12 protein-coding genes are annotated in these 12,297 nt (G+C 64.4%); 9 read left to right on the top strand and 3 right to left on the bottom strand.

Annotation, left to right across the window (positions count from 1 at the left end; translation table 11 throughout):
* Position 1: 1 nt before the first annotated feature.
* From AC1DSC_RS20205 to AC1DSC_RS20175, 7 genes are all read left to right on the top strand, one after another.
* On the top strand, positions 2-958 hold the full coding sequence (locus AC1DSC_RS20205; RefSeq protein WP_015866039.1) for an ABC transporter permease: 957 nt from the start codon (positions 2-4) through the stop codon (positions 956-958).
* A 20-nt stretch (positions 959-978) separates the two neighbouring features.
* Complete coding sequence (locus AC1DSC_RS20200) at positions 979-1,815, top strand: ABC transporter permease (RefSeq protein ID WP_041945808.1); 837 nt, start codon at positions 979-981, stop codon at positions 1,813-1,815.
* Positions 1,815-2,792 (top strand): ABC transporter ATP-binding protein, encoded by a 978-nt coding sequence (locus AC1DSC_RS20195; protein WP_015866037.1) that lies wholly within the window; start codon positions 1,815-1,817, stop codon positions 2,790-2,792. Before AC1DSC_RS20200 ends, AC1DSC_RS20195 begins: the two co-directional genes overlap by 1 nt.
* Complete coding sequence (locus tag AC1DSC_RS20190) at positions 2,789-3,562, top strand: ATP-binding cassette domain-containing protein (RefSeq protein ID WP_015866036.1); 774 nt, start codon at positions 2,789-2,791, stop codon at positions 3,560-3,562. The genes AC1DSC_RS20195 and AC1DSC_RS20190 overlap by 4 nt, the downstream gene beginning before the upstream one ends.
* Before the next feature lie 18 nt (positions 3,563-3,580).
* The gene (locus tag AC1DSC_RS20185; protein WP_015866035.1) at positions 3,581-4,573 is read left to right on the top strand and encodes a P1 family peptidase; all 993 of its coding nucleotides are present in this window, start codon (positions 3,581-3,583) and stop codon (positions 4,571-4,573) included.
* Between the two features lie 38 nt (positions 4,574-4,611).
* Complete coding sequence (locus AC1DSC_RS20180) at positions 4,612-6,108, top strand: M81 family metallopeptidase (RefSeq protein ID WP_015866034.1); 1,497 nt, start codon at positions 4,612-4,614, stop codon at positions 6,106-6,108.
* Between the two features lie 86 nt (positions 6,109-6,194).
* Positions 6,195-6,344: a hypothetical protein gene (locus tag AC1DSC_RS20175; RefSeq protein WP_167313249.1), complete on the top strand. Its 150-nt coding sequence runs from the start codon at positions 6,195-6,197 to the stop codon at positions 6,342-6,344.
* A 63-nt stretch (positions 6,345-6,407) separates the two neighbouring features.
* Here the strand turns inward: AC1DSC_RS20175 and AC1DSC_RS20170 are convergent, their stop codons facing one another.
* Both AC1DSC_RS20170 and panD read right to left on the bottom strand, forming a co-directional pair.
* Complete coding sequence (locus tag AC1DSC_RS20170) at positions 6,408-6,893, bottom strand: nucleotidyl transferase AbiEii/AbiGii toxin family protein (RefSeq protein ID WP_230537884.1); 486 nt, start codon at positions 6,891-6,893, stop codon at positions 6,408-6,410.
* A 278-nt stretch (positions 6,894-7,171) separates the two neighbouring features.
* Positions 7,172-7,573 (bottom strand): aspartate 1-decarboxylase, encoded by a 402-nt coding sequence (gene panD / locus AC1DSC_RS20165; RefSeq protein WP_015866033.1) that lies wholly within the window; start codon positions 7,571-7,573, stop codon positions 7,172-7,174.
* Positions 7,574-7,945: 372 nt separating this feature from the next.
* On the opposite strand from panD, the gene AC1DSC_RS20160 reads away from it, so the two are divergent.
* Together AC1DSC_RS20160 and AC1DSC_RS20155 are read left to right on the top strand one after the other, a co-directional pair.
* Positions 7,946-8,875: a type IV toxin-antitoxin system AbiEi family antitoxin domain-containing protein gene (locus AC1DSC_RS20160; RefSeq protein WP_015866032.1), complete on the top strand. Its 930-nt coding sequence runs from the start codon at positions 7,946-7,948 to the stop codon at positions 8,873-8,875.
* Positions 8,872-9,657, top strand: coding sequence for a nucleotidyl transferase AbiEii/AbiGii toxin family protein (locus AC1DSC_RS20155; RefSeq protein WP_015866031.1), 786 nt, complete (start codon positions 8,872-8,874; stop codon positions 9,655-9,657). The genes AC1DSC_RS20160 and AC1DSC_RS20155 overlap by 4 nt, the downstream gene beginning before the upstream one ends.
* Before the next feature lie 207 nt (positions 9,658-9,864).
* Here AC1DSC_RS20155 and AC1DSC_RS20150 read toward each other — a convergent pair whose 3' ends face one another.
* Complete coding sequence (locus AC1DSC_RS20150) at positions 9,865-10,416, bottom strand: hypothetical protein (protein WP_015866030.1); 552 nt, start codon at positions 10,414-10,416, stop codon at positions 9,865-9,867.
* Between the last annotated feature and the right edge of the window lie 1,881 nt (positions 10,417-12,297).

Genomic DNA, 12,297 nt, shown 5'->3' with positions numbered 1-12,297 from the left:
GATGCGAATCGTCTATTACCTTGCCTTGCGCCTCGCGATCGCGGCGTTGACCCTCGTGGGGGTGTCGATCCTGGTCTTCGCCGGCCTGCGCCTGCTGCCGGGAGGTTTCGAGCAGATGGTGCTGGGCCCGGATGCCTCCGTGGAGGCGCGCGCCGAACTGGTCGCGAAGTTCGGGCTCGACCAGTCGGGTCCGGCGCAGTACGTGAAATGGCTGGCTGCGGCTGCGGCCGGCGACCTCGGGGTCTCGATGGCAACCAGCAAGCCGGTGGCCGACGAAATGCTGCGCCGCGCGCCCGCCACGGTCCAGGTCGCCCTGATCGCGACAGCCACCGCACTGGCCGTCGGGTTGCCGTTGGGCCTGCTGGCGGGCCTGGGCGTAGGCAGGTGGCGCTCCGTCGGCCGCGTGGTGGGCGCACTGGGGGCCAGCGTGCCCGAGGTCGTGCTCGGCAGCGTGCTCGTGTACATATTTTCCAGATGGAGCCTCGGTGCGACGGTCGGCGGCTACGTGCCGCTCACCGAAGACCCGGGTGTGAGCCTGCGCGCCACGCTCTTGCCGGGCATGAGCCTTGGCATCTTCGGTATTGCGCTGCTGGTCCGCACCACGCGCGATTCGGTCCAGCGCGTGCTGACCGATGGCCATGTGCTCACCGCCGTCTCGCAGGGCCGGACTCGTTGGCAGATCGTGCGCCACCATGTGCTGCGCAACGCGTCGATCCCGGTGCTGACGGTGACGGCCACCTACATCGGCTACCTGCTCGGCGGCGCATTGATTGCCGAGATCCTGTTCTCCGTGCCCGGGATCGGGCTCTACGTGTACAGCGCGCTGGGCAACCGCGACTACGCGGTCGTGCAGGCCGGTGTGCTGCTTGCCGCCGCTGTCTTCATCGCCGTGAATACGGTGGCAGACCTGGGGTATGCCGTGCTCGATCCCCGCATCGACGCCAGGCGCCACGGGTGAGGACGCGAACGATGCAACTCATGAAAACCGTCCTGCGCTTCGCGCGCCGCGATCATCTGGCCGCCGCCGGAGGGCTGGTCCTTCTCGCGCTGCTGTTGCTCGGAGCCCTCGGCCCCTGGCTGCCGCTGGGCGACCCGGACCAGATCGGCGCGGGTCCGCGCTTCGCCGCGCCTTCCTGGGCCATGCCCTTCGGAACGGACGAACTGGGCCGCGACCTGCTGCCGCGCGTCGTGCGCGGAATCCGTGCGACCTTCGTTCTTGCGCTGGCATCGGTCTGCGGCACCGCCATTCTCGGCACGCTGATCGGGTTGTACGCCGCGTACGTAGGGCGCTGGCTCGACACGGTCATCGCTCGGGCGATGGACATCATGTTCGCCTTTCCGGCGCTGATGCTGGGGCTGCTGGTGGCCGCAGTGGTCGGTCCCGGGAGCATTTCCGCGCTCGCCGTGATCCTGTTCGCCACGCTGCCCCTCTTCGTGCGGGTGGTGCGTTCGGTCACGCTCGGCATGGTGGGCCGCGGCTTCGTGACGGCGGCCGAGGTGGCGGGCGCCTCGCGCCTGCGCGTGATGTTGGTCCATCTGCTGCCCAATGTGCTGGGCGCGGTGCTGGTGCAGTTCACCTACGCGGTGTCGATCGGCATCCTGATCGAGAGCGGACTGAGTTTTCTGGGGCTCGGCTCGCAGCCGCCGGAGTCCTCGCTCGGCGCCTTGCTGCGCCTTGGCTCGGTGTATCTGACGATCGCGCCCTGGCTGGCTCTTTCGGCCGGCGTGGTGCTGGCCCTGTCGATCGTGGCCGTGAACCTTCTGGGCGACGGCCTGCGCGACGCCCTTGAACCTTTGCGCGGAAGGCGGCTTTGATGAATGAAGCAACAAAACCCCCGTTGCTGGAGGTGACGGATCTCGTCATCGAGTTCGGCGATGCACCCGGTGCCACGCACCGCGCGCTGGACGGTGCGACACTCTCGGTGCGCGCCGGCGAAGTACTGGGACTGGTCGGGGAAAGCGGCTCGGGAAAAAGCACCCTGGGCCTGGCTGTGGGACGCCTGCTGGCGGACAACGCCCGCCGGCCCGGCGGCGAACTGAAGGTGAACGGGCAGCCGGTCTTCGAATTGAATGACGCGGCGCTGCGCGAGCTGCGGCGCCGCACGCTCGGCTTCATTTTCCAGAACCCCATGGTCGCGCTGGACCCGACCATGCGCGTCGGCAAGCAGATTGCGCTGGCATCTGGCAGCAAGGCGGCGGTGCGCGACCTGCTGGCGCGCGTCGGGTTGCGCGACATCGAGCGTGTCGAACGCAGTTTTCCGCACCAGCTGTCGGGCGGCATGGCGCAGCGCGTCGTGATTGCGATGGCCATCGCGCGCGGGCCGATGCTGCTGGTGGCCGACGAGCCGACGGCCTCCCTGGACGCGACCCTGCGCGAGCAGATCTTTGCGCTGCTCGTGTCGCTGCGCGATTCGATGAGAACCGGCGTCGTGCTGCTGAGCCATGAGCTGCGCGCCGTGGCCCGCCATTGCGACACGGTGGCCGTCATGTATGCGGGCCGTGTGGTCGAGTACGGCCCGGCATCGGTGGTGTTCGCACGGCCTGCGCATCCCTACACGCAGGCGCTGCTTGCCGTGGCGCCCGGCAGGGAAAGACTCGGCGAGGTCCTGGCATCGATTCCCGGCGCTCCGCCGGCGCTCGGCGGCCGCAGTGAACGTTGCGCCTTTGCCGACCGCTGCGGCCATGCCAACGCCGACTGCCGCTCCGTGCGGCCCGAGCTGCGCGAGATCGAGGGGCGTTCGGTCGCATGCCACCACGCCGGCGAGCGGGTTCAATTCAAGGAGGCCGCATGACGGAGCCTGTGGTGTCGCTCGAGAGCGTGGGCGTGACGTTCACGGCGGGCCCGGTCTGGAACCGGCGCTGCGTCGACGCGGTGCGCGATGTGAGCCTGTGCATCCGAGCCGGTGAAACGCTCGGCCTGGTCGGAGAAAGCGGCTCCGGAAAAACGACGATGGGCCGGCTTCTGCTCGGGCTGCAGGCCCCCACGCAGGGCGCGGTGCGTTTCCTCGGCGATGTCGTCCCGGCCTCGCGCCGAGCCCGGCAACTCCTGCTCGCGGGCCGCATGTCGGTGGTGTTGCAGCAGCCGGAATGGGCGCTCAATCCCCGGCTGCGCCTCGGCGTGTCGGTGGCGGAGCCGCTGGCGGTGAGCGGTGCGGGAACGCCCCGGGAGCGCCGCGACCGCGTCGTGCAGACGCTCGCGCTGGTGGGCCTCAACCCAGGGTTCGCCGAGCGCTTCCCGCACGAGCTTTCCGGTGGCCAGCGCCAGCGGGTCGCGATCGCGCGGGCGTTGATCACGCAGCCCCGGTTCCTGGTGTTCGATGAAGCGGTCAGCGCGCTCGATGTTTCCGTGCAGGTGCAGATCCTCAATCTGATTCGTGACCTGCAGCAGCGCCACGGCTTTGCCGCCCTCTTCATCTCCCACGACCTGGCAGCCACGCGCTACGTGTGCAGCCGGATCGCGGTGATGCGCTCGGGAGAAGTGGTCGAGATCGGCGATGCCGCACGCTTCTACGAGAAACCGCACCACGCATACAGCCAGGCCCTTTGGCAGGCTGCAGCCTGAACAGGAAAGAATCGAGAAATGATGAAGAACGATGTGAATGCCAGGCAAGGCCTGGTCCCGCGGCTGTGGCACGGTCCGTCGGACGGCCGAACGCTGTCCTTTGACTTTCCCCAACTGAGGATCGGCATTGCGGAGTACGAGGAGGGGCCCACCGGTTGCACGGTCCTTCATGTCAAGGGCGGCGCCGACTGCGAGGTCGACGTGCGCGGCGGCGCGCCGGGCCTCCTTGGCGGCTACCCGCGCGTGGATGCGGTCAGCCTTGCGGGCGGCTCCCTGTACGGGCTGGAGGCGGCCACCGGCGTGGCATCGAGCATGCTGGCCGAGCGCGGCGGTGCCGTGGGCTGGGGAAAGATCGCGCTGGTCTCCGGCGCCATCATCTATGACTTCGGCGGGCGCACCAATTCGATCTATCCGGACAAGGCGCTCGGCGCGGCAGCCTACCGGTCGGCGCAGGCAGGGGCATTTCCGCAGGGCGCGCGCGGCGCGGGGCGCTCGGCCGCGGTGGGCAAGTTCGCGGCCTATCCGGACTACGAGCGCGAGCCCGGCGGACAGGGCGCCGCCTTCGCGATGATCGGCGGAACGCGCGTTTTCATTGCCACCGTGGTCAATGCGCTGGGCGTGATCGTCGACCGCCAAGGTCGAGTGGTGCGCGGCCTGCGTCATCGGCGCACGGGCGTGCGCCATCATCCGCGCGAGGTGCTTGTGCCCACCGCCCCGGCCGCAGCCGGCGCGCCCGCCGAACCGGTGGGCACCGTTGCCACCACCGAGAACACCACGCTCACCGTGCTCGTGATCGACCAGCCCATGCCCTCGTTGCTGCTGCGGCAACTCGGCAGGCAGGTCCACTCCTCGATGGCTCGCGCCATCCAGCCGTTCCACACGCCGCACGACGGCGACATCCTCTTTGCGCTCTCCACGGGAACAGGAACTGCAACGGTCGACCCTTTCGTGCTTGCCGAAGCCGCATCGGACCTTGCGTGGGATGCGGTTCTTCAGGCGGTGGACGCCTGACCGCTGCGAATCATCCATCGACGACTCCAAGGAAATCAATGAACCACAAAGCCCCCCTTCGCCTGCTCCTGGCTTGTTTCAAGCACGAAACGAACACCTTCTCGCCCGCGCCAACGCCGCTGCAGCGATTTTTCCGCGACGGCGACACCCCACTCGTCGGTGATGCCGCGGCGGCAGCCCGGCGTGGCACGGGCACGGGAATGGGCGGCTTCCTTGAAGTGACCGATCGCGAAGGCTGCGAGATCACGGTGGCCGTGGTCGCCGAAGCGAGCCCGAGCGGGCTGGTCGACACCGAAGCCTACGAGCGGATCGTCGGACTGATCCTCGACGCAGCCCGTGGCAAGGTCTTCGACGGCATCCTGCTCGATCTGCATGGGGCAATGGTCACGCCCGCGCATGAAGATGGCGAAGGCGAACTCCTGCGCCGGCTTCGCGAGCTGCAGCCGACAGTCCCGATCGGTGCGGCGTTCGACATGCACGCCAATCTCTATCCCGAGATGGTCGCGCGCCTGACGGTTCTCAGCGGCTACCACACCTATCCGCACGTCGACATGGCCGCCGCGGGCCGGCGGGCCGCGGAACTCCTGGTGCGCACGATTCGTGGAGAAATTCGTCCCGTGCTCGCGTGGGACAACCGGCCCATGCTGCCGCACGTCATGCGCCAGGGCACGCATGCGCAGCCCAACCGGTCGCTGCAGGCGCGGTGTATCGAACTCGAGCAAGCCGGGACGGTGCTCGCCGCCTCCGTGTTCACCGGCTTTCCGCATGCGGACATCCGCAACGCCGGCCTGTCGGCCGTGGTGTGCACGGACGCGAATGAAGAACAGGCCAGGCAAGTGCGCGATGAATTGCTGGATCAGGCCTGGGAGAACCGCTCGGCCTTCGTGTACAAGGGACAGCCCCTGGCGAAATCGGTCGCACAGGCCAAGTCGGCCGCCGGGCGGGTGGTCGTCCTGCTCGATCACTGCGACAACAGCGCGTCCGGTGGCACGATGGACACGACAGGCGTGCTGGCCGAGGTGCTGCGCCAGGACCTTCAGGACGCGGTGTTCTACGCCATTCGCGATCCGCAGGCGGTGGAGGAGGCCATTGCAGCAGGCATCGGCAACGAAGTCACGCTGTCGCTCGGTGGCCTGAGCGAGCTGACCACCACCGGTGATGCCAACCCGCCGCTCACCCTTTCGGCGCGCGTTCGCACCATCAACGATGGCGCATTCCGGCTGCGCGGTCCCATGATGGCTGGGGTAGCGATCAGCGCAGGCAAGACCGTCGTGCTTCAGGCCGGCGGCGTCCAGGTCGTGGTGACTTCCGTGGCGACCGAGCCGCATGACCTGGCGTACCTCATGTCGCTCGGCATCGATCTGGATCGCGTCAGGTACCTCGTCTTGAAGAGCCGGGTGCATTGGCGAGCCGGCTTCGGCAGCCTGGCGGCCGACGTGATCGAATGCGACAGCGTCGGTGTGACGACGTCGGATTATTCGAAGTTGCGCTTCGAGCGCGTGCGGCGTCCGATCTACCCGCTGGATGCACTGTAAGTCGATCGCTCGGGATGGACCGGTGGAGGAGGCGCATCCGTAGCGGATGTCGAGGTCGACCTGTCCACTCGCAAAGTCCGAATGAGGTGGCCGAGCAACTGCGCGCCGACAACGTCGAAGTCGCGGTGCTCCATGTGCATTCCATGAACCCGCTGGATGAGGCCACCCGCATCCAATTTGAGCGACGCTTCAGGTTGGCTTCCCTGATTGCAACGGTCTGCGGACTGCGGCGTTGATTGCCTCCTGCGAGGCGGCAACGCTGGCCAGCACTGCATTCAGAGGTGGGATGTCGCCGAAGATCATGCCCGACATCGCGGCGTAGTCCCGCACGAGCGCGTCTTGCATTGCCGCATTGGGGTCAGCGTGAATGTGCCTGCAACCGCGGTATCCGGGCCCAAGTCGGGGCTGCCGAAGAACAGCCTGGCGTGCGTGGCGCAGTCGGCGGCGAGCTTCTGCCAAGCTTGTGTTCCGACTGCCTGCGCGAGCCGGTGGACGTCGTAACAGTGACGCGATATCCGCTGGCCTTCGGGCCGCAGTTCCTGGCGGCGGTCGTACCATTGGCGCAGACCGAGGAGGATGATGACCTTGTCCCAGAATGTTCGCTCGGGCTGCACCGTGGTGACGTTGCCAACAGCGAGGTTCAGATCGGGCAAATCGGCCGCTACGTAGGGCATTACTGTTGCGGCGATATGTGGGTCCAGGGCGGATTTGGCAGCAGCTTCGATCTTGACGGCAGCGCGGATGTAGTCGCCTTCGGCCGCCGTGACCGCGGGATACCAGAACAGCAGGATTTGCCCGTCCTTGTCGTCGGGGTCGGCCTCCGGGAATCGCAGCGGCCGCGACTTCGGTGAACGGGGCGGTCAACTGGCCTGCGATGTAGCTTTGGCATGCATCGCGGATGGCGTCGAGGCGAGCCCGGCGCCTTTTAACGCTGAGCCCGTCCAGGTCTGCCGCCTCTACGCCCTGACCAGGTCATCTCGAAAGACCGTGATGTCGATGTCTTCGGAGAAGCGGGAGATGAAATGTCCGAAATTCTCGGTTCTTCTTCGGACGCCGTGCTCTGTTACGCCGCGATGGCCTCGCCCGAAGCCGCCTGCACCGGAATGTGTGCGCGCGCTTCCTTGATGCGGTTGGCCTCGTCCACGAACACCAGCTTGGGCTTGTAGCCGGCCACCTGGTCTTCGGGCACCAGGCCGAAGGCCGCGATGATGATCAGGTCGCCCACTGAGGCCCGGCGTGCGGCCGAGCCGTTGACCGAGATGATGCCGGTGCCGCGCTCGCCGCGGATCGCGTAAGTGACGAAGCGCTGGCCGTTGTTGATGTTCCAGATGTGCACCTGCTCGTTCTCCGCCAGGTTGGCGGCATCGAGCAGGTCTTCGTCGATGGCGCAGGAGCCCTCGTAGTGCAGTTCGCAGTCGGTGACGGCGACACGGTGGATCTTGGACTTGAGCAGGGTGCGGAACATAGGGCGAACTCTTTCTCTCTGCGAAAAGGTGGGTCGGTCCGGCGTCCGTCGATGAGCGCGGCGGAACGAGGGGCGCCGCATGCGCGGCGGGCGAAGCATAGTCGAGTCGTCAATGGCTGGACAACGCCTGCAGCGAGACGCTGTTCGGCTCATTGAAGGTCGAGCAGCTGCATGGGCAGCGCTTCAAACCGGACGCGACGCCAAGGCGAAACCGTTGCGCGATTCTCTTGGTTGCGAGGAAAGAACATGTATATAAAATACGTCCTTAGGACGTATTTTATATACATGTTATCGCGACGCATCATTCCCGCTTGACACCGATCTGCTGGCAACATAAAATCTGCGTCCTAAGGACGCAGATTTTATGTTGCCATGAAGGTCAAGCAGATTTCGCACGCCGCAACGGTCTTGACGCGCTTGCTTCAGGAGTGGCTGGGCAAGTGGGAGCGGCCGGTCATCACGGACTATGAACTGGGCTCGCTGGCCGCCGACCAAGCTTCGGCATTGCAGGTCGAGATATCGGCGGAGATTTATACAGAGATCGTTCAGCGCCTAGCCTCTTTCGGGCTCATCTCCCCCAGCAAGGATTTTAAGGCGGGAACGGTTTTTCATCTTTTCGGCCACGTCAAGCCGTTGCCCATGGAGATCGCCTGTGCTGTCGATCCCTTTGCCTATGTCAGCCATCTGAGCGCGATGGAATACCACGGCATCACGGATCGGTTCTCCAAAATCCTCTACCTCTCTACGCCCCCGGACAAGGAGTGGAAGGAGCAGGCTGCGGCCCGCATGGACAAGGATCGAAAAAAGAGAGCGGAGGCCCATCTTTCTGCAGGATTGCCCACCTTGCGGTACCAAAAGTTCGAGCGGATCGATGGCATGAGGGTCGAGTTGATGCGCCGGTCGCATCGAGGGGCCTTCAAGATCATCAAGTCGCCAGCCATCCGCGTGGCGATGGTCGGCCGTACTTTTCTGGACATGCTGCGGGAGCCCGAGTATTGCGGAGGAATGCAGCATGTCGTGGATACCTACCGTGAATACGCCGCCAAGTACTTGAGCCTCATCGTGGATGAGGTGTCGAGGCATGGCAAATCGATCGAGCAAGCCCGGGCGGGCTATCTGTTGGAAGAAGTGTGTGGATTGAAGGACTCTCGCATCGACGACTGGGCATCGAGCGTCCAGCGCGGCGGATCGCGCAAGCTGGATCCACAGGAGGAGTACGCCCCGGTCTTTTCGGAGAGATGGATGTTGTCGTTGAACGTGCCGTCTTTGGCGCCACCGGATTCCGTCCCGGAGTCACCGTGAACGAAGTCGATATCGCCGCATGGGTGACGAATGCGCCCAATGGCCAGCAGGGTTTCCGCGAGGCCGTCCATACGATCTTGGACAGCATTGGCCATTCTCAGAACCTGCAGGCCAAGATGGTCATGAAAGGCGGCTTGTTGCTGGCCATTCGTTATGACAGCTCGCGATATACGCGGGACCTGGATTTTTCCACAAGCGACAAGTACGCGCCCGAGAGTGTGGAGGCCGTTCTGTCGGAGATTCGCGAAGGCTTGCTCGCGGCAGAGGAGAGGCTGCCTTACAGTACGGCGTGCCGCTTACAGTCACACAGGCTCGAGCCCAAAGGGGAGAATCGCACCCACCACAACCTGGCGTTGAAGATCGGATTCGCAGACAAAACCAATGCGACCGCCATGGCCCGGCTGAACGCCGGCAAATCCGCCCAAGTGGTCGAGATCGACTACAGCTTCAACGAGGCCGTCTTCGACGTGGAGATGTTGGAGCTGGATGGGGGAGCCACCATTCGCTCGTACACGCTACACAATGTGCTGGCTGAAAAGATGCGCTCCTTGCTTCAGCAGCCGATCCGAAGGCGAAACCGGCGCCAGGACGTCTATGACATCTGGTTGTTGTTGGAATCGGGCGAGGCGATCTCTTCCGCGGATCTGAGCAAGATCCACAACATCTTGTTGGCTTCCTGTGCCTCCAAGGGCGTCATTCCTGACGCAAGGGCCATGGAGGCTGTCCAAGTGATGGAAATGGCTCGGAAGGGCTACGAAGATCTGCGGTCCGATGTAAGGTGACCTCCCCGCGTTCGAAGATGCCATGGGCAGAGTGCTGGCGCTGTATCGTTCGCTGCCGTGGGCATGAAAACCGGAGTGGTTGATCCTGGAGGGACAGGCTGGGAGCAGACGCCTCGAGCCAGCGGCGCGGTAAGTCATCCGTGGTCGGCCAGAGACCATTGAGCTTGCGGGCTTCCACGATGAGTAGTCCTTGCGCACCTCGCAGATTCAGATCTTCCCTAACTTTGTCCTGGCAGCGGCCATGCAACTTGCCTTGGCGTCACCCGACATGCTGTCGCACTTCTCGGTAGCGACCTTGTAGTCGGCATCCCGCTTCGCCTGGCTGGCATCGACTTTGGCCTCGCCGATCTCCTTGCCCATTTTGGCGTTGGCCAGCGCCTTGGACTTGAGAGCCTTGGCCTCCTGGACGCACACGTCCTTGGCATTGCCCGACTGGTCATCGCACTTTTCCCTGGCGACTGCATAGGCCGCCTCTGCCTTCACAACCAGCATCTTGTTCTGGTCGCTGGACTTGGCGGTATAGCCGTACTCCAGTTCTGCGCGTGCAACTTTCTCCTTGCCCTTTGCTTCTTCGATGCAGATGTCCTTGGCGTTGCCGGCCAAGGGGGCGCACGCCGCCTTGCCGACCTTGACGTCCGCGCTGATGCGGGTCTTGCCGGCCCGGTACTCGGCCTTGGTCATGGTCGCTGCCTGTGCCATTGGCAGCACCAGCATGAGAACAACGAGGATCGAAGCCTTGGGATTGAAAAACGTGTTCATACGAAGCCGTTCTTTTCGGTCGAAATTGGAGGGTGCCATGCATGTACGCGCGCTTGCTCAAGCGCCCGGCAAAGTGCGCAAGACCACTTCAGCTCCCAATTTATAGAAGGTCGCCTGCGTCTTGTCCGTGCGATACCGAACATGTGCGCTCGCTGCGACTTAGCCCCCGCCTTGATCAAGGCGTGCTTCGGCATAAACGGATGGCCCCCTAGTCTTCGCCGACGGCTCCGAGGCAACGCTGGGCAGTAGGTGCGGACGGTGTTTGGACCAGACCCTGGGTTGTGGCGCATAGGCGCGGTATCGAACAGACTTCGACGGCGGCCACCGCTACTGTGGCGTGATGTCCGATAGGCCCGCGCCATGTCACTTTCCTTGTTTGCTGCCGAAACGTTGGTCCTTGACTATCTGAATGGACGTGTCCTGCCAAGCACACTGCATCTCGCTGTCGTGCTTGCAGTCGAGACAAGGCTGCTGAAGGGGGTGATGCCGGTACTGGACGAAACCCTCTGCACTGAGATGGACGACCATGCCACTGCACCGCCCCCTGGTCTTCTGAATCCGTCCTGAGAGCCACACAGGAACGCCTGAGAATTCTCCGCGCTCTGTCGGAGACCTGAGGACGCTTCCCGCGGCGTGAGCGTCTTTTTCCGACCTCACTCGCAATCGCGGCCCATGTACAAAGTCGGCGAAAAGGCAAGTGCGAAGCGTCGCGCGCACTTGGAAGAGGTGCTTTGATGAACGCGCTGTTCTTTCCGGCCTTCCCTCGAGTTCGCATCTTTGAGCGCCGGCGCCTTGATCTCGGGTCAATGTCGTTATCATGATCGGCGAAATTCATCGGCGGATGGCCTTGAGCACCGCACCGATGCGCGCACTGTTTCGCGCGGGAAACGACGACGCCGGTCACCGGATGCCCTCGCGTTCGGCCACCGAGCGGCCATCGCGTGTCCAGACCTGGAGCACGAAATCGTCTTCCTCGTGGACGCCAGGCGTGCCAAGCCGAGCGAAGCCGGCGCGCAATGTACTTTCTGCGTGGGGAGTCTGTGCTGTGCGAAATCGGGCCACCAGTCGCGGGCCACCAAGGTGCCGCCGGCTTCCAGCGTGTCTTGGCAGCAGCCAGCCAGCAGGCGCACGTCATTGCGGCCGAGGAAGCAGCCCAGCTCGCTCAGCACGATGAAGTCGAAGCGGTCGGCTTGCGGATTCCCGGCGAGAGCTTGGCGGTCGACCCGCCGAACACCCGTGGTCGCGCAACGCGACGCCTTCTTTCTAAAACAAGGTCGTGCAATGGCCGCTTAGACTGCCTTACCAACGCTTCCACCAGGGCCGTGCAGCGGCCCAAACAGCGAGAGGGCGGGTGTCGAGTTCGTGATTGATGGCCGGAGCGCTGCCGCGGAGCCGTCGGACTTCTACTTCGAGCGTATGCGCGATGCCTCGGGCATCTCGATCACCACGGAGCGCTCGTCGGCGCCATTCGGCAGCCTGGATCGCCAATCCATGTTGATCTGAGTTTTCCACTTCCATGATGGAGAGGGATTGTTCATCGCTCATGGCGACTGGTTGTAGGCGGACGGAGTGCGCCCTTGTACGAAGAGATACAAATAACCATCTGCGCTTGCAGGCATCACGCCAATGAGAACTCCCCCTCTCGCCTTAGGGGGCATATGGGATCACATCCCCCCCAGAAAAGTTGTCGCACGGGACTGGGTGGCGTCCGCGCGCCCGTCAATGCTCGACGGCGCAATAGGCGAGGAACTCATTGACTTGCGCTGCCTTGTCGACGACCACATCGGCGTCCAGACGAAAGCACGCCGCGCGGCTGTCCGGAGAAGCCGCGTTGGTCAACGCCGCCACGATCCACTTCTTTCTGCCGGGCGTAAAAAGGGC

This window comes from Variovorax sp. 01N425, from assembly GCF_056399465.1.
The sequence above is the reverse complement of the archived record's forward strand: the minus strand, read 5'-3'. Positions and strand labels throughout refer to the sequence as shown.

What these genes read in the sequence shown, in the direction of transcription:
- AC1DSC_RS20160 (WP_015866032.1), top strand. Translation starts at nt 7,946, where the DNA reads ATGAAGGTCAAGCAGATTTCGCACGCCGCAACGGTCTTGACGCGCTTG.
- AC1DSC_RS20150 (WP_015866030.1), bottom strand. Translation starts at nt 10,416, where the DNA reads ATGAACACGTTTTTCAATCCCAAGGCTTCGATCCTCGTTGTTCTCATG.
- AC1DSC_RS20180 (WP_015866034.1), top strand. Translation starts at nt 4,612, where the DNA reads ATGAACCACAAAGCCCCCCTTCGCCTGCTCCTGGCTTGTTTCAAGCAC.
- AC1DSC_RS20190 (WP_015866036.1), top strand. Translation starts at nt 2,789, where the DNA reads ATGACGGAGCCTGTGGTGTCGCTCGAGAGCGTGGGCGTGACGTTCACG.
- AC1DSC_RS20200 (WP_041945808.1), top strand. Translation starts at nt 979, where the DNA reads ATGAAAACCGTCCTGCGCTTCGCGCGCCGCGATCATCTGGCCGCCGCC.
- AC1DSC_RS20205 (WP_015866039.1), top strand. Translation starts at nt 2, where the DNA reads ATGCGAATCGTCTATTACCTTGCCTTGCGCCTCGCGATCGCGGCGTTG.
- AC1DSC_RS20195 (WP_015866037.1), top strand. Translation starts at nt 1,815, where the DNA reads ATGAATGAAGCAACAAAACCCCCGTTGCTGGAGGTGACGGATCTCGTC.
- AC1DSC_RS20185 (WP_015866035.1), top strand. Translation starts at nt 3,581, where the DNA reads ATGATGAAGAACGATGTGAATGCCAGGCAAGGCCTGGTCCCGCGGCTG.
- panD (WP_015866033.1), bottom strand. Translation starts at nt 7,573, where the DNA reads ATGTTCCGCACCCTGCTCAAGTCCAAGATCCACCGTGTCGCCGTCACC.